This window comes from Litoreibacter ascidiaceicola (assembly GCF_900129235.1).
In the GTDB taxonomy this organism is placed as follows: Bacteria; Pseudomonadota; Alphaproteobacteria; order Rhodobacterales; family Rhodobacteraceae; genus Litoreibacter; species Litoreibacter ascidiaceicola.
Genome location: NZ_FQUV01000002.1, coordinates 207,711 through 229,270 on the forward strand (window position 1 = coordinate 207,711; position 21,560 = coordinate 229,270).

Genomic DNA, 21,560 nt, shown 5'->3' on the forward strand with positions numbered 1-21,560 from the left:
TTTCTGTATGGGAAACAGTATTGGGGCGGAGGGCTTTGTTGGACAAAGTGCGGGGCAGAGATCGGTGCCTTCTTACCGCACCGCCTCGATCGGCCCCTCGGCACTGCCGGAAATGAACTGCGTTACGTATGGGTCGCCGGACTTGTCCAGATCGGCCACGGGGCCGGTCCATTGGATCACCCCGTCATGCAACATCGCCACCTTGTCGGCAATGGCGCGGACGCTCGACATATCATGGGTGATGGTCATGGCGGTGGCCCCCATTTCCACCACGATTTCGCGGATCAGGTCGTTGATCACACCGGCCATAATCGGGTCGAGACCGGTTGTCGGCTCGTCAAAGAAAATAATCTCGGGCTCGGCGGCAATGGCGCGGGCAAGACCCACACGTTTTTGCATTCCGCCTGACAGCTCGGCGGGGAAGCGGTCTGCGACCTCTTCTTTCAGGCCCACGCGGCGCAGCTTCTCGACGGCGATGGCGCGGGCCTCATCGGAGGGGCGTTTCAGCGAGCCGCGCATCAGGCGGAAGGCCACGTTTTGCCACACGGGCAGACTGTCGAACAATGCGCCGCCTTGGAACAGCATCCCGAAACGGGCGAGGAAGGCGTCGTGGTCGCCTTTAGTCGAATCCTTGCCGTCCACGAGTATGGTGCCGCTATCGGGCGTCACCAGCCCCAGCACCGACTTCAATGCCACGGATTTGCCAGTGCCGGAGCCACCGATGATCACCATGCTTTCGCCCTTGGGGATATGCAGGTTCACCCCGCGCAGGACGTGGTTGGAGCCGAAGGCTTTATGGACGTTTTCAAAGCGGATCATGACGAGAAGAATATCCCCGTTAGGATGAAGTTCGCAGCTAGGATCAGCACGGCGGCGGCCTCGACCGAGCCTTTGGTGGCCTTGCCCACGCCCATGGCCCCGCGACCGGAATTCATGCCGTAGTAGCACCCCATCAACGTGGCGATGCCACCGTTTACGGCACCTTTGGCGAGCGATGTCACGATGTCGGAGGTTTCCAAAAAATCAGCGGTATTTTGCAGGTAGGTCGCGGAGTTGAAGTCCAGCGTGCCGACGGCCACGGCCCAACCGCCCATGATGCCGATGATATTGCCCACGGCGACCAGCACTGGCACCACGATGATGCCCGCCAGTACGCGCGGCACGGTGAGGTATTTCATCGGGTGCGTCGACAGCGTGACCAGCGCGTCAAGCTGCTCGGTTACCTTCATGGTGGCAATCTCGGCGGCGATGGAGGAGGTCACGCGGGCAGCGATCATCAGGCCGACCATGACAGGGCCAAGCTCCCGCACGATGCCGATGGCGACGATCTGGGGCACTACGGCCTCGGCGCTGAAACGTGCGCCGCCTGCGTAAATCTGCAATGCCAGCGCGCCTCCGGTGAACAGGGTCGTAAGGCCAATGACGGGCAGGGAGAAGTAGCCCACATTCATCAGCGCCGCGCCGAATTCCTTCAGGTAGAAGGGCGGGCGGATCATATGGGCGAAGGTCTGGCCGGTGAAGATTGCCAAACGGCCCAAGGCGGCCAGCGCCGACAGGGTCAGCGCGCCAAGAATGGCCAAGGGCGACAAGACACGGCTCATGAATAGGACCGCTTGTAGCGATGGCCGAGCGAGGTCAGGATTTCATAGCCGATAGTGCCCGCGGCGTCGGCTAACGTGTCCACACTTTGTTGCGGGCCTAGGATGGTCAGATGATCCGGCACCGTGTCCAAATGGGTCACGTCCACGGTTATCAAATCCATCGACACACGACCAATCAACGGGCAGGGCGTCTCGCCCGCATAAAGCGTGGCGTTGCCGGACAGCGCGCGGATCAACCCGTCGGCATAGCCGCCTGCGACAGTGGCAATCGTGTGGGGCTTATCGGCGATGAAGGCCTTTGCGTAGCCCACGGCCTCGCCCGCTTTAACGGTGCGGGTCTGGATCACCGGCAGGTCCAGCCGTGCTACGGCTTTGGCCCCCTCGAAGGGCAGCCCGCCAAATAGGCCGATGCCGGGGCGGGTCATGTCGAAATGGTATTCGGGGCCAAGCAGGATGCCACCCGTCGCGGCCAGCGAGCGGGGGGCGAGCAGGCCCGCAGTCATGTCCAGAAACGCTTTGAGCTGGTCTTTGTTGCCCTGATGGTCCGGCTCGTCCGCGCAGGCGAGGTGCGACATCACCAGAGAGGCATCCTGGCTCATCTCCGGGGACCAGTCATAGGTCTCGATCCCGAGGCGGTTCATGCCGGTGTCAATTTGCAGCCCGAACGGATGGTCGGGCAGGCGTGCTTGGTGGCGGGAAACCTGCTCGGGCGAATTCAACAAGGGAACCGCACCGAGGTCGGACAGCGTTTGCGTGTCACCGTCCATATGGCCGGAAAAGACATAGATCACAGGGTCTTGGCCCAGCGTCGCGCGCAAGGCGGTCGCTTCTTCGACAGCGGCCACAAAGAAGGTGCGCACGCCCGCACCGGCGAGCGCCTTGGCCACGCGGCCAGCGCCCAGACCGTAGCCGTCGGCCTTGACCACAGCGCCCGTTTCGGTTGCGGACTGGCGGTCCAGTACTTGCCAGTTGTCCACCAGCGCGTTCAGGTCGATATGTAGAGTTCCGGTTCCCATAGGTTCTGGGTGAGACATGGGGGCGGGGAGGTCAAGGGCTTTTGGAAGCCCCTGACCTGTAAGGCCCTATTCCGCCGCGCGGAGTTGCGACTGTTTCGGACTGCCATCCGGATCGTCGTTATCGGTTGCGGTGTCGGGGGTGCCTTCCGTCAGTCCGTCGAGATCCTCGGCGGTTTTGGCCAGCTTGTCCTTGGCCGCTTTCACGGTTTTCTGGGCGGCTTTCAAAATGTCATCCGCGCTTCGCGCTTCCGGCTCGGTCGGGTCGGACCACAAGATCAACGGGTCGCGCACCTTGCGGGCGTTCTTGTTCAAAGCCAGATCGCGGGCGGTTTGTGAGCCGCGGCCGCCAAGGGCGCGCAATTGTTGCAACGACGCGTAGGCCCCGAGCGATATCCAGACCCTGAGTGCCAGCATGGCCGGGGTTAGCACCAGCGTCAGCACCGTTGCCACGCCGAGGCCGAAGACCACGGCGGTGGCCAGTTGTTTCCACCACAGGGCAGTGGGACTGTCGATGGAATAGCCGCCGCCGAAGAAGTCGAGGCTGAGGCCGAACATCATCGGGGCAAGGCCCGCCATTGTGGTGATTGTCGTCAGCAGCACAGGACGGATACGCGCCTCGGCGGTGCGGGTGATCGCCTCAAGGCGTGGCATGTAGCGGGAATATTCCTGATAGGTGTCGATCAGCACGATGTTGTTATTCACCACAATCCCCGCGAGGGCCACGACCCCCGTACCAGTCATGATGATGGAGAACGCCTGATCCATAACCAGCATCCCGATCAGCACGCCTGTGGTGGACAGGACCACCGCCAGCAACACCAGCACCGAGTTGTAGAACGAGTTGAACTGCGCCAGCAGGATCACGAACATCAGCCCAAGGGCGGCCAGAAAGGCATTGCCAAGAAAGGCTTGTGACTCCGCCTCTTCCTCGGTGTCGCCAGCCCATTCGAATGTCACGGATGCGGGCAGAGGCTTTTCGGTCTCCAGCCAGTCGGTGATGTAGGCGATCCGCTCGTTGGCGTTGATGATGTCGCCATCCTCGTTTTTGAGATCGGGTGCCACATCCGCCTTCACATCAAAGAAACGGGTCTGGTCGACGCGGTCGATCTGGCCGAGCTTCGCCACCGGTTTGCGGGTGATGAAGTTGGACAACGGGATCAGCCCGTCCGGCGTGCGCACCTTGAGGTTGTCCAGCGTGGACAGCACGCGGCTCTCTTCGGGCAGGCGGACGCGGATTTCGATTTCCTCGTCGGAGCTGTCGATCCGCATCGTGTCCAGCAACAAGCCTCGGGTGACCAGCTGCACCATGGCCCCGACGGTGGCGACATCGGCCTTGTAGCGGCCAGCGGCCTCCACATCGACGTCGATCTGCCAGTCGATGCCGGGCAGGGGCAGTGTGTCTTCGATGGTGATGAGGCCTTCGATATTCTCGAACTTCGCGCGGGCGATGCGGGTGGCCTCTTGCAGGTCTGCCCAGTTGTCACCTTTCAGGCGCAGGTTCACCGGCTTACCGCCCGCAGGGCCACGGTCCTGACTTAGAACCTCGGTGTAGATACCGGGGATCGCGTCCATTTTCGCCTGCATCTCGGCCAGGATTTCCGTGTCGTCGCGGCGGTTGCCCCATTCGGCCAGCTCGATCTGGATTTGGCCGATTGTGTCCAAGGGACCCGTCGCGCCGCCTGTGTTGGTGTCCAAACCGCCTTCACCTGCAAAGGCGAAGATCGATTCGATGCCGTCCACGGTGGCAATCTGGGCTTCGACCTGCCGCACGAAACCGTCCTTTTCCGGAAGGCTCAGGTTGCCGCGGGCGCGGACATAGACGATCGCCTGCTCGGTCTCGGATTCCACGAAAAACTCGACCCCGTTATTGTTGGCCGAGAAGGTCACGAATGTGACGAAGACGAATGCTCCGACAGCCCCGATCGCGACAAGTGGCATGATCGGGTTGCCGGAAATCAGCTTGATGAAATGGCCGAATGGGGTGCGGCGGTAGCCGGCATTGATGCGCCGTTCGCGGCGGGGGCGGGACACCGCGCCCATTGCGGTGGAGGCAAACATTGCCATGACAACGAAGAAGACTCCGCCAAAGGCCATAACGCCAACGCCGCCCTGGCCGCGCGGGATTGGCAGCAGGTAGCTGGGGTTCAGCAGCTGCATTGCAGAGATGAACAAACCGAACATCGCAACTGCAACCAGCGCCAAACGGATCGCGATGTGGAACTGGCGCAGGAAGCCGGAGGCACGGGTGATCATCCGCGAGATGCGGCCCGACACGCCACCCATGACGGGCAGGTAGATCAGCGCCACGATCAGCGAGGCAGAAAGCACGAAGATCAGCGTGACGGGCAACATGCCCATAAATTCACCCGGAACACCGGGCCAGAACAGCATCGGCAGGAAGGCACAAAGGGTCGTCGCAGTCGACGACACGATGGGCCAGAACATGCGCTTGGCGGCGTCGGTATAGGCCTCCATCGGGCCCGCGCCCTCGTCGATGCGCTTATCGGCGTATTCGACCACAACGATGGCCCCGTCGACCAGCATCCCCACGGCAAGGATCAGACCGAACATCACGATGTTAGAGATCGAGATGCCCATGATGCCCAAGAGGATGAAGCACAGCAGGAAAGACGTCGGAATGGCGAAGCCCACCAGCAAAGCCGAGCGTGTGCCAAGCGAAGCCAACACCACGATCATCACCAGCGCGATGGCGGTCAGGACGGAGCCTTCCAGCTGGCGGACCATATTGTCGACGGTCTTGGACTGGTCGAGGGTGACGTCGACGCGGATGGCTTCTTGCAGCTCTTGCGGCCACTGCTTTTGCACGTCGGCGACCGTGTCGCGCACCAGTTGCGCGGTGTCGATGATGTTGTAACCCTTCCGCTTGACCACTTGCAGGGCCACGGTGTCGTTGCCGTTGAACCGTGCGGTGCCGGTGCGGTCCTCGAAGGTCAGACGGATATCGGCCAGCTCACCCAGTGTCACGACGCGGTCGCCATTGACCTTAATGGGCAGTTTGTAGACGTCCAGCGGCTCGTCAAAGGAGGCGGGGATTTTAACCGAGAACGCACCTTGGTCGGTTTCCACTTCCCCCGCTGCGATCAGCAGGTTGTTGTTGTTCACGACGTTGATCAACTCGCCCGCCGAGACGTTGTAGGCCTCCAATGCCAGCGGGTCGATGATGACTTCCAGCATCTCGTCGCGTTGCCCTGCCAGCCCAGCCTCTAGGATAGGAGGCATGGCTTCGATGACATCTTGCAGGTTTTTGGCGACCTTGGTTAGCGTCCGTTCGGGCAGATCGCCAGACAGCGACACGATGATGATCGGGAACTCGGAGAAGTTGATCTCTATGAGGTTATATTGTTCGGCGCCTTCGGGGAATTCGGCCTGTGCCTGCCCCATCTTGTCGCGCACGTCGGCAAGGATCTTGGTTTTGTCCCATCCGAATTCAAACTCCATCGCCACGCCCGCGTAGTTCTCGGCGGCGGTGCCGGACAGGGTTTTTAGCCCGTCGAGGTCTTGCAGCTTGGTCTCCATCACCTTGACGAGCAGCTTTTCGCTGTCTTCCGCCGAGATGCCGGGGAAGGGGACGGAGACGAACAGGGCTGGAATCTCGATGTCCGGCTCGCCCTCTTTTGGCAGGCCGGTATAGGCAAACGCCCCGATCACCACCGACATCACGATGAAGGCGATGATCATGCGGGCGCGTTCGCCCGCCCAGTCGACGATGCCGGTCATGACTTGGACTCGGCGTAGGTTGTTTTGATCGCGACCCCGTCGGTGACGTATTCCTGACCAACGATAATAACAGCCACGTCTTCCGGTAGACCGGCGACCCACATGCCGTCAGCGGTGTCGCGCAAAATGGACACAGGCATGAAGGCTGCTTCATTGTCTTCGGTCGCGACCTGCACACCCAAGGTGCCGATATCGTTCAGGGTGAGGGCGGAAGCGGGCAAAAGATGTGCCTTTTCCCCCGCAGCCCCGATCAGGATTTCAGCGGTTTGGCCGTCGCGCAGTTGAAGGTCGTCGTTGTCGACGGTGATCTCTACGCGAAAGGTGCGGGTCTCAGGGTCGGAGGAGCGGGACATGAAGGTGACGCGGCCCTCGACCGTTTGGTTTGCCGTGGTGCGGCCACCGGCACGCGCGCCGACCGCAACTTTGGCGACTTCGGTTTCCGGAACGAAGGCGACCAGCTTGATCGGGTTAAGCTGGATGATGGTGGCGCACAGTCCGCCGGGTTGCATCAAGGCGCCCAGCTCTGCGGTGTCGGTTTCCAGCAGGCCTGCGAATGGTGCGGTGATCTGCAAACGCCCAATTTCGTTTTTCGCGGATGCGATGGCGGCCTCGGCTGCCAGGATGCCGGCACGCGCACTCTCCACACCGGCACGTGCGGTCTCAACGGCGGCCAGTGCGGATTGCACGGTGGCTTGCGTTCCGGCCACGCGAATGTCGGACGCGAAACCGTCGGCTGAAAGCTGCTTGGCGGCGTTGTCGTTGATGCGGGCCTCGTTCAGGCGGGCTTCGGATTCAAGCACACGGCCTTCCGCTTCTGGCAGGCGGGATTTGGCTTCGGGCAAACGGGCTTCGGCCTCGGCCAATGCGGACTGGCGGGTGCCGGGGGCGATTTCGCACAGCAACTGGCCCGCCTCGACATAAGAGCCTTTGCGCAGCGGTTCAGAATTGACCAAGCCGGAGGTTTCGGCGCGGACATCGACCTGACGGGCCGCCTCGGTGCGGCCTCGCAGCAAGACCGCGTTATCGATGGCCTGCGCGGTGGAGCGCATCGCAACGACGGAGACCACACGCGCGCCATCTTCAGCGGCGGGTGCAGAGGCTTCCACCTTGGTTGCAACGTCTGTGACGGGTGTTTCCGCATCATTTGAGGCGAACGAAAGAAGCCGATCGCGTTCGAACACGATAAGATAAAGAGCGAGGGTCACCACAACGGCGGTGACGATCGGAAAGAAGCGCATCAAATTATTCCCTGTGCCGAATTCGGCTGTATTTATTGGCCGTCAGTTCTTTATACGCTAAACCGACCGGTTCAGATTATAGTTTTGTCGGATTTTCCGCAAGGGCCTGAAATCCGTATATTCGCGCAACACTTGTGCGTGAAGTGCGGTATTTGTGGCCAAAGTGCGAACGACAGAGCTTTTTTGCAGGTGCGCCTTTGCCCTTGGCAAGGTTTGGCCCTTCGGGGTATGCCTCGCGCAACGCATTGACGGAGAACACCTGTGAGCCAAACTGACAGCTTCATCGAAGAGGTAACCGAAGAGGTTCGCCGCGACCGTTTGTTCGCGATGATCAAGAAGTGGGGGTGGGTCGCTATTCTGGTCGTTCTGATGATCGTTGGCGGCGCCGCTTACAACGAATACCGCAAGTCCGCGATCAAAGCCGAAGCCGAGGGCTTTGGTGACGTGCTGCTGGCGGGGATTGACGCGAATGACGCTGGTGCGACGCTGGCGACGGTTCCGACATCGAACCCGCAGCAAGCCGCGATTGCGGGCCATCTGGCCGCCGCTGACGCGCTTGCCGCCCAGAACACCGACTTTGGAATGGATACGCTGGACAAGGTTGTCGGCACCGAGGGAGTGCCGGCCGTCTACGCCGAGCTTGCAAAGCTCAAGCGCGCTTTGGCCTTGCCGCCGGTAACGCCGGTGGAAGAACGTCGCGCGGCATTCGAAGCCTTGGCAGCCCCGGGTGCGCCGTTTCAGCCATTGGCCGAGGAACAACTGGCACTGATCGCGGCGGAAACCGGCAAACCGGAGGACGCCATTGCGATCCTTCAGGGGCTGCTGGACTCGGCGAAAATCACACCGGGCTTGCAACGACGCGCCGCAGAGTTGATTGTGGCACTGGGCGGCGAGCTTGCGAATACGCAGTAAGATACGGGCGCAGCCCGAGACAGACCAATTGACCGCGCGCAGAACAGCGCGGCAGAGTAGTACGAGAGAGGGTCAGCAGGGGCTATGGGCGTGAAATTTTCCAAGACTTCACTGACGGGCGTGGCGATCTGCGCATTGCTGGCGCTAGGCGCATGTGGCGAAGACGAGCTGGTGCTGGATGGCGAACGCTACGACGTCCGCGCCCCGCTTCCGGGCACTGACGGTGCCGCTGGTGTCGACGGCGGCGGTGACGTGAACCTGACCAAAGCCTTCAACGCGCCTGCGCAAGTGAACCATGCCAGCTGGACGCATCGTGGCGGCAGCAACACCCATAAAGTTTCGCATCCGGCGCTGAATGCCAATTTGACCCCCATCTGGACGGCCAACATCGGTAAAGGCAACAGCCGCAAGGCGCGGATCACCGCCGATCCAGTGGTTGCGGGCGGTCGTGTGTTCACCATGGACAGCGCGTCGACCGTGGTTGCCACCGGCTCTGACGGTGCAGCCCTGTGGACCCGTGCGCTGATCCCATCGACGGACAAGGATGGCGACGCCACTGGCGGCGGGCTGGCCTTCGCTGACGGCACGATTTACGCGACGACCGGATTTGGTGAACTCTTTGCCATCGAGGCCACTTCGGGTGCGGTGAAGTGGCGGCAGAAACTTGACGCGCCACTGACCTCGGCCCCGACGGTCGAGGGCGGGTTGGTCTATGTGGTGAGCCGCGACAGCCAAGCCTGGGCACTGGACACGACGCATGGTCGCATCAAGTGGCAACTGCCTGGAACGCCGTCCAACGCGGCAATCAGTGGCGGGGCAGGTCCCGCCATAGCGCCACGACTGGTGGTGTTCCCGTTCAGCTCTGGCGAGCTGGCAGGGGCGTTGAAGAAATCCGGCATCCGCGTGTGGGGCTCGTCTGTGGCGGGCAAGCGCAAGGGGGTGGCTTACGCGACGATCTCGGACGTGACCGGTGATCCGGTTATCGTTGACGGCGTGATCTATGCGGCGAACCAGTCCGGACGCGTCGTGGCAATGAAAGCGTCCTCGGGCGAGCGCATCTGGACGGCCCGCGAAGGCTCTTACTCACCGGTCTGGCCGTCAGGCGACAGCGTGTTCCTCGTCTCGGACCAAAACGAATTGCTGCGTCTCGACCGCGCAACGGGCGAGCGTATCTGGGGCACCGAGTTGCCGTATTACACAGCGCGCAAGCTGCGCAAACGGGACGAAATTTACGCGCATTTCGGGCCAATTCTTGCGGGCGGCCGTCTTGTCGTGGCCTCTGGCGATGGCCAAATCCGCAGCTATGACCCGGCATCGGGCGCGCTGATCGGCACGACACCGCTCAAAGGCGGTGCCGCTTCTGCACCGGTTGTTGTGAACGGCACGCTCTACGTCATGACGGGCAAGGGACAACTCGCCGCTTTCCGTTGACGCCGTTTGCCTGTATGACGCGCCTCTGACCGACCTTCGGAGCTATTGTCATGTCTTTCACCCTCGCCATTGTGGGCCGTCCCAATGTGGGCAAATCCACGCTGTTCAACCGTCTGGTGGGCAAGCGTCTGGCGCTGGTCGATGACCAACCCGGCGTCACCCGCGATTTGCGCGAAGGGGCTGCGCGGCTGGGGGATTTGAAGTTCACCATCATCGACACCGCTGGCTTGGAAATGGCCACGGACGAGTCGCTGCAAGGCCGGATGCGGATGCTGACCGAGCGCGCGGTTGAGATGGCAGATGCGTGTCTGTTCCTGATCGACGCCCGTGCCGGCGTTTTGCCCGCCGACGAGATTTTCGCCGACATCCTACGCAAGAAGAATGCGCAAGTTATTCTGGCTGCGAACAAAGCCGAAGGAAAGGCTGGCGAGGCGGGGTTGATGGAAGCCTACTCCTTGGGGCTGGGCGAGCCGTTAGGCCTGTCTGCCGAGCACGGCGAAGGCATGGCCGATCTGGCCTATGTGTTGCGTCCAATGATTGATCTGGCCGAGAAAGAGCATGTCGACTACATCCCTGAAGTCGACATTGATCTGACCGACACAGACGAAGAACATGACGAGGACGAGGTGGTTGAATATATCCCGCCAACCCCTTCTAAACCTTTGCAAATTGCCGTTGTTGGCCGCCCGAATGCGGGCAAGTCGACACTGATCAACAAGATCCTCGGAGAGGAGCGTTTGCTGACCGGACCGGAGGCGGGGATTACCCGCGACGCGATTTCCGTGATGACCGATTGGTCCGGCACGCCGATGCGGATTTTCGACACGGCGGGGATGCGCAAGAAGGCCAAGATTCAGGACAAGCTGGAAAAACTGTCGGTGTCCGACGGGCTACGGGCGGTGAAATTCGCCGAGGTTGTGGTGGTCCTTTTGGACGTGGATATCCCGTTCGAGCAGCAGGATTTGCGCATCGCCGATCTGGCCGAGCGCGAAGGCCGCGCGGTTGTGCTGGCCGTCAACAAATGGGATTTGGAAGGCGACAAGCAGGACAAGCTCAAACAGCTGAAAGAGCAGTTCGGACGCCTGTTGCCGCAATTGCGCGGCGCGCCGTTGATCACCGTTTCTGCACTAACCGGCAGAGGGCTGGAGCGCTTGCACGACGCCATTCTGGAAGCGCATCAGGTCTGGAACCGCCGTGTCAGCACGTCGGCGCTGAACCGTTGGCTGGTTGGTATGCTGGAGCAACATCCACCGCCCGCACCGCAAGGCAAGCGCATCAAGCTGCGCTACATGACGCAAGTAAAAGCCCGACCGCCGGGATTCGTTGTGATGGCTTCGCATCCTGATCTGCTGCCAGCGAGCTATTCGCGCTATCTGGTGAACGGTCTACGCGAAGACTTTGAGATGCCCGGCACGCCGATCCGCCTGTTCATGCGCTCGCAGAACGAGGACAACCCGTTCAAGGGACGCAAGAAAGCGCCACCGTCCAAGCTGCGCAAGCATATCGACGGGCGTAAGAAGTAGGTTTGAAAAGCCAGAACCGCCGCTGGGTTGCGGCGGTTCTTGGAAGCCTCTCACCTGCTATATGTTAAGAGGGTTTTCCTGGAATTAGAGCAGGACGGACTGGCTTCTACCGACACTCATACCACAATTTTTGCTGAGTCGCAGCTATAGAGTTTTAAAACTCGCCGCCGCCTTCGCCTGCGCCGTCCTGCCAAGGCTTGATAAGGTTGCCAAAGCGGGTGAAACGACCCTCGAAAGACAGCTCAATGGAGCCGATAGGGCCGTGGCGTTGCTTGCCGATGATCACCTCGGCCTTGCCGTGGCAATGCGACATCTCGTTTTGCCAATTCGCCATTTTCTCCAACTCGTGGTCGGCAGGCTTCTCGCGTTCTTTGTAATATTCTTCGCGGTACACAAACATCACCACATCGGCGTCTTGCTCGATCGAGCCGGATTCACGCAGGTCGGAGAGCTGCGGGCGCTTGTCTTCGCGGCTTTCGACGTTCCGCGACAACTGCGAGAGCGCGATCACGGGGATGTCGAGTTCCTTGGCGATGGCTTTCAGGCCTTGGGTGATCTCCGAGACCTCGTTCACGCGGCTGTCTTTCGCAGTGGCGGGGCGGACAAGCTGCAAGTAGTCGATGATCAGCACGTCCAGACCATGCGTCCGTTTCAAGCGGCGCGCGCGGGCGGCAAGTTGGGAGATGGGCAGGGCAGGCGTATCGTCGATAAAGAGCGGGCAGGATTCCAAGGACTTGGCGGCCTCAACGAAACGGCGGAATTCGGTCTCGTTCATGTCACCACGGCGGATTTGCTCGGACGGCACTTCGGCAGCCTCGGACAGGACACGGGCGGCCAATTGCTCGGCGCTCATCTCCAGTGAGAAGAACCCGACGGAGCCGCCTTCGATCGCCCCTTCGGAGCCGTCATGGGTGGTGCCCTTCTTGTAGGCCTTCGCCACGTTGAATGCGATGTTCGTCGCCAGCGAGGTTTTCCCCATAGAAGGGCGTCCGGCAAGGATCAAAAGGTCGGAGCGGTGCAATCCGCCCAGCTTCTTGTCCATGTCAATTAGGCCGGTGGAGACACCCGCAAGCCCGCCTTCGCGTTGGTAGGCGGCGTTCGCGACCTCAACTGCGTCAGTCACGGCTTTCAGGAAGCTTTGGAAGCCGCTTTCGGTCTGGCCAGCCTCGGCCAGTGCGTAGAGCCGCTGCTCCGCGTCAACGATCTGGCTGCGCGGGTCGCTTTCGGTTTCGACCTTGCCGGCCTTCAAGGCAATTTCCTGCCCCAACTCGATCAACTCGCGCCGAATGGCGAGGTCGTAGATCATTTGTGCGTAGTCACGGGCGGCAAAGGCCGAGATCGACGCGCCTTGCAGACGGACCAGATAGGCAGGCCCCCCCAGCTCTTGCAGGCCTTCGTCGTCTTCAAAATAGGGCTTCAGCGTGACAGGGGAAACGAGCAGGTTCTTGTGAATGCGCGCGGCAGAGGTCTCGTAGATACGCCGGTGGACCGGGTCGAAGAAGTGATCCGCAGAGATCACCGAGGCGACGCGGTCGAACACGTCGTTATTGGTCAGGATCGCACCCAACAACTGTTGCTCTGCTTCGATATTGTGGGGCAACGCCCCGCCCGCATCCACATGCACAGATGCGCCTGGCCCCGCACTCGGTGCCGTACTCAGATCATTCATTACAGTCCCCTTGTCCCTGGATAAGACCAATGACGGATCACGGGAGTCGGATCAATCTGGATATCCTGTGGGTAACTCATGATTGGCAGTTTAAGGATGCATATTGCGACGTCGGGGTCGTATTCGTCAACATGTGGGAAATAAATCTGGTCTTGACCGATTATCTTAACGTAAGGGCAACCTTACGGGTGGCTGATATATGCAATTTGGCGCGCTGGCAAAAACCCGCGCGCCAAATTGCGATTCGTCAGCCATGCGATGCTTGCCATCCGGCAGGGTCGCGCAGGAATTTTTCGACCTCGGCCAAGGTCTCCGCATCGAAGGATTGCTGTTCCTTGGCGACCGCCAATACGTCCCACCACGTGCACAGGCAGTGCAAGGTAATGCCATGGCCGTCGAGCACCTCACGGGTGTTGGGGAAGATGTCGTAAAAGAAGATCAGGGCAGTGTGCGAACAGGTGGCGCCGGTTTCGCGGATCGCTTCGACGAAGCTGATCTTGGAGCCGCCATCGGTGGTCATATCCTCGACCAGCAGGACGCGCTCGCCCTCTTTCATCACGCCTTCGATGCGGGCGTTGCGACCATAGCCTTTGGGTTTCTTGCGCACGTAGGTCATGGGCAGGCCCAGCCGTTCGGCCATCAGCGCGCCGAAGGGAATGCCAGCCGTCTCGCCGCCCGCGACATTGTCGAACGCCTCGAACCCCGCATCGCGCATGACGGTGCAGGCAAGAAAATCCATTAGCGTCGCGCGGATGCGCGGGAAGGAGATCAGCTTGCGGCAATCGACATAGGTCGGGGCTTTCTTGCCGGAGGAATGGGTGAATGGCTCGCGCGCGTTGAAATGCACCGCGCCAACCTCCAGCAGCATGGAGGCAGACAGGCGGGCAATTTCTTCGCGGCTGGGGTAGGTGGTCGGGATCATATGGGCGGTCCTTGTGGCGTAGGTCGGAGCCTCCGGCGGAGGTATTTATGAAGCAATGATAGGTTAGGTGACGCGCCAATGCAGCGGCATTTGAGGGTCGAACACAGTGACATCGCCTTGAGGCGTTGGGATGTGGTCGGGATAGGTGACGGGATCGCCCTTGGTCAGGGTGATCGTGTCGGGGTTCGGTTTCAGGCCGTAGAAGGCGGGGCCATGAAGCGAAGCAAAGCCTTCGAGCTTGTCGAGGGCGCCGTCCTGTTCGAACACCTCCGCGAGGATCGATAGGGTGTTGGTCGCGGTGAAGCAGCCCGCGCAGCCGCAGGGCAGCAGTTTGTTGGCATCGGTATGCGGCGCGCTGTCGGTTCCCAGAAAGTAGCTTTTGTCACCGGAAGTCGCGGCCGCGCGAAGGGCGAGGCGATGCTCCTCGCGCTTGGCCACGGGAAGGCAATAGTAATGCGGCTTGATGCCACCCGCGAGGATGTGGTTGCGGTTGATGACAAGGTGATGCGTGGTAATGGTTGCGGCCAGGTCATCGCCGCCCTCGCGTGCATAATCCGCGCCTTGCTTGGTGGTAATATGTTCCATCACCACGCGCAGGCCCGGAACCGAGCGGCGGATCGGGTCGAGCACAGTGTCAATGAACACCGCTTCGCGATCGAAAATGTCGACCTCGGGGGTGGTGACCTCGCCATGCACGCAGAGCGGCAAGCCGATTTGCGCCATGTTCTCGAGAACGCGTTGCACCTTGGAGAAGTCCGCTACGCCCGAGGCGGAGTTGGTGGTGGCGCCGGCCGGATAGAGTTTGACCGCGTGGATCAGCCCGATCTCGGCTGCGGCGCGCAGGTCTTTGACGTCGGTGTCCTCGGTCAGGTAGAGCGTCATCAGGGGCTGGAATTTCGAGTTGTCAGGTTTGGCCGCCATGATCCGGTCACGATATTCGGCGGCATCCTTGGCGGTGACCACGGGGGGCACGAGGTTCGGCATGATAATCGCGCGCCCGAAATGGCGCGCGGTCTCTGGCAGCACGGCTTTGAGCATATCCCCGTCGCGCAGGTGTAAGTGCCAGTCGTCCGGGCGGGTCAGGGTTAAGCTGGTCATTGGTCGCACCTCTATCGTTGGCGGTGATTAGCGCTTTGACAGCCGCAAGGCCAGAGGGCGCAGAGCAATTGGGGTAAAAAGCGGTGCTGCAATAAGCGGGAAGCGGCGAGACGGGCGCGGTGCGCATTTTACACAGGGCAAGGCCATCTTGGTGTGCTAACCAAAGTGAAATAATTCCGATGACACACGTTATGAGGCGAATAATGAAGCGAGCAGCACTGATATTGGCCGTTCTGGCCGCCTGTACCCCCAAGATATACGACACAGCCGACGTAGCCGAGCGCGGCGCGGCCGATGTCGCGTCCTGCCAGTTTATCGGAACGGTGCGCGGGATTCCTGCGGTCTTTGGTCCGTTAAAGGATATTGGCCTGAAGGATGCGCGTCGTGCGGCCAAGGTGAAGGCCAAAGAGGTTGGCGGCAACACGGTTGTGTTCGAGCCGATCCCAGAAGGCGCTGAAGTCTATGACGTGCCAGCCAAGGTTTATGTTTGCTAGGACGAGCGGTATCTTAGGGTTGCGTGTGCTGCAATGCGGCATTGCCCGATTGTCGGTCGTGCCGGAGGGTGCCAAGTCCTATATCTGTCGCAAGGCAAGCGCTTAGGCTTGCATTCAGACGGAGACGGATATGGCCTATTTTAGCCAAACTCAACCAATCGCATTCTTCGAGCGTATCAGTGATATCTTTGCGTCGTTGCTCAGAGCTGCAGATGTGGCGGCGAGCGCCAGCGCCCGCATCCGCGAGATGGAGCATTTGAACGCACGATCCGATGCCCAACTTGAAAAAATGGGGCTGCGCCGCGAAGATATTGCGCGGCATGTTTTTCGGGACGTTTACCACCTTTGACAGAGGCTAGGGCGATCAACGCTTTGTCTTTATCGAATAAAAAAGGGCGCAAATAGCGCCCTTTTCTTTGTCACATGTAATTTCGCAACTTTATGATGCGTTTTGCAAACGTCGGCGTTTTTTGAAGGCATTGGCGAAACGCTCGGCCCGTTTGCCGTTTCCGCGATCCGTGAGATACCCTTCCATAGCTTGACGGTACAGATAGATATCCTTGCGGGCCCGAATTGCGCGGTAGAAGTCCAGCTCGCTCAACGTTCCCTCGACAGCGCCTTCCATAACGTCTTTCAAGACGTTCATCCGGCTCAGAACCAACGCCGATTTATGGCCCAAGCCCGCCCCTTTCAGGTGAACAAGATTCCCGCCCTTGAGGCGCTCGACATGTTTGCGGTCGCCCTCGTGGAACTGGTCATAGATCAGATAGACTTGTGAGGCGGATTTGGTCTGCTCGGAGGCGTCCGAATAGGGCAGGCCCCAATCAGCGGCACGACCTTTGGCAAAACGCCCTTCCCACGGGACTTTGGCCGCATCGAGCGTGGTTTGCGGGGAGAAGGCAACCACCTTGGCACCAGGGGCCAGTGACGAAAACGTCAGCGCGCCGAATGCGCCCATGGACGTGCCGACAAATGCCACTTTTTTGAAACCGGAAAAGAACCCTTCGTCGCGCAACCCTTCCAGATGCGCGATCAATCCCTCGTCACGAAACCACGTGGGCTCCTGAGCGTAGATACCAAGATGGGAAAACTCGCGGTCAGCACAGAACTTTTGCGCCCACGGCTCGCGGGCATATGCGTCATTGCCGGCTTGCGAGAGGTTGTCGAAGGACACCACAAGTTGGTCTGTGTCCCGCTCCACAAACGAGGCGGCGTAGCTGCCGTGTGAATGGAACCAGCCGCGCTTATCGCCGCCGGGATAGATCTCGCGGTACCATGTGGGCGGGGCAAGGGTCTCTTCCAGCGCGTCATTGGCAGGGCTGGCGGCGGGGATATCTTCGGTTTTCGCGGCCAGTTCGGCCTCTTGTTTGCGGCGGGCTTGCAGGTTGCCCATGGCGGTCAACAGTGCCTCGGTTGCTGCGGCGCGGTCCGCCAGCTGCGAGGCAAGTTGGTCTTCGGTGCTTGCGCTGGTATCCTCGCCCTCGAGGTCATCGGTTAGGAAAAAGTCTTTGCAATCAGGCATGAAGCGCTTCACCAGACGGCGGTTCTCGCGGGTGACCTGATTCATCAACCCCAACCGCTCGCTGCGGGAGAAAACATCGCGGGACTTGATCGTGCCTGGGTGGTTCAGGGCGATCAATTCACGGATGACCTCGCGGGTATTAAAGTCGGTGCGCTCGCCCATCAGCGACAAAAGCTCCGACATCTCGGCCGAGAAGGTCTTGTTCGAGAAGCCTTCCATAACCCGAAGGTCATGGGTTATCGGCATGCCCAGATGATGCGCGAAATCACGCACGACATCGCCATCCACCAACCATTTGGGGCCGAAGGGGCGTACGATGATGTTTTCCTCGCCAAACATGTCGGCATAGGTGTTGAAGGTGTTGAGATAGTGCAGGCGGCGTTTGGCGTCATCAAGGAAGGCTTGACGATCCGGCGGGATGCGGCTGTTTTTTAGCAGTTGCTTGTAGAGTGCCTCGAGATAGCTGTCCTGACGGCGAATGTAGCAAATGACCTTGGCACGCTGCTTGAACTCGACCGGGGCGGCACTTGATAATTTGCGAGCGGTGTGCAGGTTGAACAACATCTCCGAGGAGGCGACATGCGTGATATCCGGCATGGCGTCAGATTCGCGCAGCATATCCTCCATCAGCTTGGTCGCGTTCCCGGTGCGTGCCGAGGCGGCCAGCTGGTTATGCGCGATATGCGCGCGCCCAGTTGACATAAAATTCAAACGCCCTGTGTCACGCAACGTGTTGGCGTTGTCGTTGAGGAAGTTTTGAAGCGATGTGGTCCCTGTTTTAGGTGACCCGATATGAAGCCATATCTTTCCCATGTGCCTTGCCCGCCTTGCCTAGGTATTTCATTTGCTGCCCCCTCGTTTGCCGGGAGGCGTTATGCCACGCTTTTCCAAAAGCGCGTTTGCCGCGTTGAGTCTGCGGCGAAACACCGGGCCGTTGCCGGTGCTTAGGACCCGCTCCGCCAGATAGGCGATGAGCAGGGGATGTTTGCTTGCCGGGATACGCAGGATCAATTCGCGCAGGTAGCGGCGAAAATCGCGCCGTGCCCGAAGCATTTTGTAAAAGCTGGTGCGTGTCAGCGTGCCGTCGACGCAGCCACCGACCACGGGTTTCAGCAGTCCCATCTGGATCAGGCCGGACGCGATGCGATGACCTTGGAACCGGCATTTCAGCTTGGTGATATTTGGCCCGCGAAACAGCGCCGCGTGCATGGCGTCTGCCGGCTCCAGCGGATCATAAAGGATGAAAACGTCTTTGGCCGTCGCAACCATGTCGGGGGCGTAGCCAAAGTCGTTGTTATAGTTGCGTTTCCATGCCTTCTGGTAACGGGTTTCCCAAGAGGTAACATCCCTGTCCAAAGTCGCCTGTGGGCTGATTGCCACCACAGTGGCTTCGGGGCAGGCGGCGGAGAAAGCGCAGGCCGCATAGGCGCCCATGGACGCGCCGTAGAACACGACCGTGTCGAATTGCGAGAAGAAATCTTCTTTTTTCAGCCGGTTGAAGAACGCGATCACGTCATTGTCTCGGTACCATGTCCAGTCATGTGCCATCAGGCCAAGGATCGACCAACCCTGCTTTTGCACGAAGTCAAAGCCCCATGGCAGGCGGTTTCCATGCTCGAACACGTGGTCGAGGTTCTCGAAGGTCACGATCAGGGTTTTGCCGGATTTGACGAACAGGGCAGTGTGATCTGCGCCAAGTTCCTCGAAAAAACCGTGATCCTCGCCCAAAGCGCGCAATTCCGCATTCCAGGCTTTCCGGCCCATTTTGTCCGTTGGGGCTTTGAGGTCTATGGCGCTGCTCATGCGGCAACCCGTTTGCGAAGGCCGGGGAACAGGTCGAGTGACGGCGAAATGGCTTCGAACAATGCGCGTCCGGTGTCGGTTTCCATCAGCAACTGGATTTGGTCGCGATGCCATTGAACGGCGCGGTCATGAAGCAGGCCCAGTTTGCGGTCGCAAATCAGATCGTCGTAAATGTCCTTCATCGCGCCCAGCTTTGGTTGAATGGTTGCATCATAAGCCTCGTTGCGGTTCATATCCGCCCAGTAATCGGCCCCGCGCAGACCCTCGCCGAAGGCGCGGCCGCGAGCAGATTTGAGCAGGAAACTTTCGCGCGTGCGCACTGCATAATGGTTGATCTGGCCCAGCTCGTAGCTAATGGTCTCGCGGTTCAAGCGCCAACTGCTGCTATGATAGCTTTCGGGTAGCGGGGTGCCTGCAGGACCCGTCCAGTTCAGCGCATCCCAATCGTCATTCGGCACTGATTTGGGGCGGTGACAGCCGACAAGCCCCACCGCGTCGGTGCGATGGATCGACTTGATCCCCCAAGCCTGCGCAGGGCTGGGGCAATGCTGGGGTGCGCAGCGGCGCAAGGTTTCGGTGAGAAAGCCGTCATGGAAAGAGGTCACATCAGCGCTGCCGAACAGCCGCCATGCCAAGGATATACACTTGGCATCAGGGGCGGCGGCGGTCAGGTCGGTTATCTGGCCGCGGCCCGCATGGATATTCACGAACTCGTCGGCGTCGATCACCGCAACCCAGTCGTGATCCTTGTAGACCTGTTCCTTGGTGGATTTGCGGAAGGCGCGCACCTGATGCGAGGCGCGGGCGCCTTCGCGGGCCGGATTGCGGCGATGGGTGACAAGCCCTAAGTTTTCCAGTCGGCGGAGAATTTTCTCGGTGCCGTCTTCACAGTCGTTTGTGTAGACCAGAAAGTGGTTGAACCCGATCGACAGATGATAGGCGACCCACTCAAGGATGTAGGGGCCTTCGTTCTTCATACATGTCAGGATCAGGTGCTTTTGGCTCATCGTTTTTGCACCACCAGCACTTGGTCACGTTTGTCTTTGTGCCATTGCGCCTGAAAGATGAAGCAGCCCGACATGTCGGCACGAAAGCCGTTCAAGGCGTCTTGGATATGCGAGTTCGGATGGGCAAAGCCACCTTCGCGCAAATAGGCTTGGAACAGGATCGCAGTGCGCGGGTAGCCGGAGTTTTCCAGCGCCTTGGGCTGAAACCGCAAGTCCTCGATGATATAGAGGCCGCCGGGTTTTACCTTCGGAAACAGGGCGGTGAAAGCATGTTGTTGGTGGTGCGATGCGTGGGACGCGTCATCGAGGACGACATCGAACGGATCGGACTTGGCTGTCGCGCTGTCCAGCGATTCTATGCTGTCGGACGACGCATGAATGGTTTTGAGACGCGCATCCTTCTTGCCAGCATATACCTCTGCGTCGATGCCCGTCAGCTTGGCTTTGGACAGGTATTCCAGCCACATCTCGACTGCCGCAGGCTCGCTGAGGCCGAGCAGTCCCATGTGAATGGCGCGGTCACGCAGGGGGCTGAACAACATCTGATAGAGTTCCGAAAAGCGGTGCTTGCCGGAGCCTTGATCCAAGCCGCGCTCATCCGCCAGATCGGTCAGGTTCACGATGCCGCGCCCTTTGCGGTCGACATTCGTGACCTCCGGGATGGCCGTGCCGGGGATCATCTTCGGCTCTTTTGGGCGATGCGGATTGGACTTCGGCAAAGGCGCATCCGACGGCACGATCTTGTGCTTCTTGATCAGCTTGCCGATCAGGCTGTCAGGATGCGGCTCGCCATTTTCGCGCTCGATAATGCGCATGCGCATCCGGCGACCCCAGAAATGGATCGAGAGCGTGTTGTCGGTGATATAGTGGCTCAGGTCCATGTTCGGCTTCAGCATCATCCGACGCTTTTTGAAGCTGATCGGGAACAGGGCCTCAATCGGCATGGCGTATTTGTGCTCGCCGGTTTTGTGCAGGAAGTGGGTCAAGGCTTGCGGGCCCCAGACGCCCCAAGACTGCTCGCCGACATGGACCGGATCACCGGCCTCCTTCTTGGCTCGCATTTCGGCCTTCAGGTCTTCGGAGAACCAATCGGGAATGGCGTACTCATCCGAGGTGAAGTCGATCAGTCCCGCCAGCGTGTCGCTGTCGGCAGGCAATCCCACCACGCCGTTGTTGATGTGATGCGCGCTTTCCCAGCCGTGGAAATGCCCGTTGGGCGTCGTAAACCGCTTCACGCAATAAGCGTCGGTGTCGGCCCAGATCTGGTCGTCAGTCTTGGCCAGCATGTTATAGCGCCACTTATCCGCCTGCGGGGCGGGGGAGCCTGTGCGCTTGTGGGCGATTACGTTGCCAAGCGGCATGATCTCGTTGGCGTCGCAAATCTCGATGCCGTCGGGAATATTGCCTACGTCACCATAGGTATACATTTTGACGTGATGGCCGGCGTCGCGGAATGACACGGCGCAAAGCTGCTCCATGTAGGAAAGATTGCCGCCGATCCACAGCTGGGCAATTGCATAGTCTTTGGACACGTTTCTGCCTCTCGTGAGCGGGGTTAATCCCCGCCATCTCTTTATGATTGTTTC

Annotated in this window: 17 protein-coding genes; 5 read left to right on the forward strand and 12 right to left on the reverse strand. The window is 60.1% G+C overall.

All coding sequences use genetic code 11. The features are described 5' to 3' along the window. Positions 1 to 72 precede the first annotated feature (72 nt). The 5 genes from BUB72_RS04190 to BUB72_RS04210 all read right to left on the reverse strand — a co-directional run bounded on the left by BUB72_RS04190 (position 73) and on the right by BUB72_RS04210 (position 7,593). Positions 73 to 819 carry an ABC transporter ATP-binding protein gene (locus tag BUB72_RS04190; protein ID WP_073141026.1) on the reverse strand — a complete coding sequence of 249 codons (747 nt, stop codon included), beginning with the start codon at positions 817 to 819 and terminating at the stop codon, positions 73 to 75. Further along, the gene (locus BUB72_RS04195; RefSeq protein WP_425435147.1) at positions 816 to 1,601 is read right to left on the reverse strand and encodes an MlaE family ABC transporter permease; all 786 of its coding nucleotides are present in this window, start codon (positions 1,599 to 1,601) and stop codon (positions 816 to 818) included. The genes BUB72_RS04190 and BUB72_RS04195 overlap by 4 nt, the downstream gene beginning before the upstream one ends. Further along, positions 1,598 to 2,617: an alanine racemase gene (gene alr / locus BUB72_RS04200; protein ID WP_073141028.1), complete on the reverse strand. Its 1,020-nt coding sequence runs from the start codon at positions 2,615 to 2,617 to the stop codon at positions 1,598 to 1,600. Before alr ends, BUB72_RS04195 begins: the two co-directional genes overlap by 4 nt. Before the next feature lie 66 nt (positions 2,618 to 2,683). After that, on the reverse strand, positions 2,684 to 6,355 hold the full coding sequence (locus tag BUB72_RS04205) for an efflux RND transporter permease subunit (RefSeq protein WP_083588560.1): 3,672 nt from the start codon (positions 6,353 to 6,355) through the stop codon (positions 2,684 to 2,686). After that, positions 6,352 to 7,593, reverse strand: coding sequence for an efflux RND transporter periplasmic adaptor subunit (locus BUB72_RS04210; protein ID WP_073141030.1), 1,242 nt, complete (start codon positions 7,591 to 7,593; stop codon positions 6,352 to 6,354). The genes BUB72_RS04205 and BUB72_RS04210 overlap by 4 nt, the downstream gene beginning before the upstream one ends. 261 nt (positions 7,594 to 7,854) lie before the next feature. Between BUB72_RS04210 and BUB72_RS04215 the strand changes: the two genes are divergently transcribed. The 3 genes from BUB72_RS04215 to der all read left to right on the forward strand — a co-directional run bounded on the left by BUB72_RS04215 (position 7,855) and on the right by der (position 11,459). Then, the gene (locus BUB72_RS04215) at positions 7,855 to 8,505 is read left to right on the forward strand and encodes a hypothetical protein (protein ID WP_073141032.1); all 651 of its coding nucleotides are present in this window, start codon (positions 7,855 to 7,857) and stop codon (positions 8,503 to 8,505) included. A gap of 90 nt (positions 8,506 to 8,595) precedes the next feature. Continuing rightward, positions 8,596 to 9,936 carry a PQQ-like beta-propeller repeat protein gene (locus BUB72_RS04220; RefSeq protein WP_425435148.1) on the forward strand — a complete coding sequence of 447 codons (1,341 nt, stop codon included), beginning with the start codon at positions 8,596 to 8,598 and terminating at the stop codon, positions 9,934 to 9,936. Between the two features lie 50 nt (positions 9,937 to 9,986). After that, positions 9,987 to 11,459: a ribosome biogenesis GTPase Der gene (der, locus tag BUB72_RS04225; RefSeq protein ID WP_073141037.1), complete on the forward strand. Its 1,473-nt coding sequence runs from the start codon at positions 9,987 to 9,989 to the stop codon at positions 11,457 to 11,459. 154 nt (positions 11,460 to 11,613) lie between these two features. Here der and BUB72_RS04230 read toward each other — a convergent pair whose 3' ends face one another. The 3 genes from BUB72_RS04230 to pyrC all read right to left on the reverse strand — a co-directional run bounded on the left by BUB72_RS04230 (position 11,614) and on the right by pyrC (position 15,148). Continuing rightward, positions 11,614 to 13,128, reverse strand: coding sequence for a replicative DNA helicase (locus tag BUB72_RS04230; protein WP_073141039.1), 1,515 nt, complete (start codon positions 13,126 to 13,128; stop codon positions 11,614 to 11,616). 247 nt (positions 13,129 to 13,375) lie between these two features. Further along, complete coding sequence (locus tag BUB72_RS04235) at positions 13,376 to 14,050, reverse strand: orotate phosphoribosyltransferase (RefSeq protein ID WP_073141041.1); 675 nt, start codon at positions 14,048 to 14,050, stop codon at positions 13,376 to 13,378. A 63-nt stretch (positions 14,051 to 14,113) separates the two neighbouring features. Beyond that, positions 14,114 to 15,148: a dihydroorotase gene (gene pyrC, locus BUB72_RS04240; protein ID WP_073141043.1), complete on the reverse strand. Its 1,035-nt coding sequence runs from the start codon at positions 15,146 to 15,148 to the stop codon at positions 14,114 to 14,116. Between the two features lie 203 nt (positions 15,149 to 15,351). Here pyrC and BUB72_RS04245 point away from each other — a divergent pair, with 203 nt between their 5' ends. Together BUB72_RS04245 and BUB72_RS04250 are read left to right on the forward strand one after the other, a co-directional pair. Then, positions 15,352 to 15,642: a DUF4156 domain-containing protein gene (locus tag BUB72_RS04245; RefSeq protein ID WP_073141044.1), complete on the forward strand. Its 291-nt coding sequence runs from the start codon at positions 15,352 to 15,354 to the stop codon at positions 15,640 to 15,642. 130 nt (positions 15,643 to 15,772) lie between these two features. Next, positions 15,773 to 15,991, forward strand: a complete 219-nt coding sequence (locus BUB72_RS04250) for a hypothetical protein (protein ID WP_073141045.1) — start codon at positions 15,773 to 15,775, stop codon at positions 15,989 to 15,991. A gap of 90 nt (positions 15,992 to 16,081) precedes the next feature. Here the strand turns inward: BUB72_RS04250 and BUB72_RS04255 are convergent, their stop codons facing one another. The 4 genes from BUB72_RS04255 to BUB72_RS19030 are packed head-to-tail and all read right to left on the reverse strand — an operon-like array spanning position 16,082 to position 21,506. Then, positions 16,082 to 17,977: an alpha/beta hydrolase gene (locus tag BUB72_RS04255; protein ID WP_073141046.1), complete on the reverse strand. Its 1,896-nt coding sequence runs from the start codon at positions 17,975 to 17,977 to the stop codon at positions 16,082 to 16,084. A gap of 27 nt (positions 17,978 to 18,004) precedes the next feature. After that, positions 18,005 to 18,967: a hypothetical protein gene (locus BUB72_RS04260; RefSeq protein WP_073141048.1), complete on the reverse strand. Its 963-nt coding sequence runs from the start codon at positions 18,965 to 18,967 to the stop codon at positions 18,005 to 18,007. Continuing rightward, the gene (locus BUB72_RS04265; RefSeq protein WP_073141051.1) at positions 18,964 to 19,974 is read right to left on the reverse strand and encodes a glycosyltransferase family 2 protein; all 1,011 of its coding nucleotides are present in this window, start codon (positions 19,972 to 19,974) and stop codon (positions 18,964 to 18,966) included. The genes BUB72_RS04260 and BUB72_RS04265 overlap by 4 nt, the downstream gene beginning before the upstream one ends. Further along, a complete protein-coding gene (locus BUB72_RS19030) occupies positions 19,971 to 21,506 on the reverse strand; it encodes a class I SAM-dependent methyltransferase (RefSeq protein WP_245814719.1) in 1,536 nt (511 codons plus the stop codon). Before BUB72_RS19030 ends, BUB72_RS04265 begins: the two co-directional genes overlap by 4 nt. Between the last annotated feature and the right edge of the window lie 54 nt (positions 21,507 to 21,560).

Excerpts from the sequence above, each read along its gene's own strand:
- BUB72_RS04190 (WP_073141026.1), bottom strand. The coding sequence starts at position 819 with ATGATCCGCTTTGAAAACGTCCATAAAGCCTTCGGCTCCAACCACGTC.
- BUB72_RS04195 (WP_425435147.1), bottom strand. The coding sequence starts at position 1,601 with ATGAGCCGTGTCTTGTCGCCCTTGGCCATTCTTGGCGCGCTGACCCTG.
- alr (WP_073141028.1), bottom strand. The coding sequence starts at position 2,617 with ATGGGAACCGGAACTCTACATATCGACCTGAACGCGCTGGTGGACAAC.
- BUB72_RS04205 (WP_083588560.1), bottom strand. The coding sequence starts at position 6,355 with ATGACCGGCATCGTCGACTGGGCGGGCGAACGCGCCCGCATGATCATC.
- BUB72_RS04210 (WP_073141030.1), bottom strand. The coding sequence starts at position 7,593 with ATGCGCTTCTTTCCGATCGTCACCGCCGTTGTGGTGACCCTCGCTCTT.
- der (WP_073141037.1), top strand. The coding sequence starts at position 9,987 with ATGTCTTTCACCCTCGCCATTGTGGGCCGTCCCAATGTGGGCAAATCC.
- BUB72_RS04230 (WP_073141039.1), bottom strand. The coding sequence starts at position 13,128 with ATGAATGATCTGAGTACGGCACCGAGTGCGGGGCCAGGCGCATCTGTG.
- BUB72_RS04235 (WP_073141041.1), bottom strand. The coding sequence starts at position 14,050 with ATGATCCCGACCACCTACCCCAGCCGCGAAGAAATTGCCCGCCTGTCT.
- pyrC (WP_073141043.1), bottom strand. The coding sequence starts at position 15,148 with ATGACCAGCTTAACCCTGACCCGCCCGGACGACTGGCACTTACACCTG.
- BUB72_RS04245 (WP_073141044.1), top strand. The coding sequence starts at position 15,352 with ATGAAGCGAGCAGCACTGATATTGGCCGTTCTGGCCGCCTGTACCCCC.
- BUB72_RS04250 (WP_073141045.1), top strand. The coding sequence starts at position 15,773 with ATGGCCTATTTTAGCCAAACTCAACCAATCGCATTCTTCGAGCGTATC.
- BUB72_RS04255 (WP_073141046.1), bottom strand. The coding sequence starts at position 17,977 with ATGGGAAAGATATGGCTTCATATCGGGTCACCTAAAACAGGGACCACA.
- BUB72_RS04260 (WP_073141048.1), bottom strand. The coding sequence starts at position 18,967 with ATGAGCAGCGCCATAGACCTCAAAGCCCCAACGGACAAAATGGGCCGG.
- BUB72_RS04265 (WP_073141051.1), bottom strand. The coding sequence starts at position 19,974 with ATGAGCCAAAAGCACCTGATCCTGACATGTATGAAGAACGAAGGCCCC.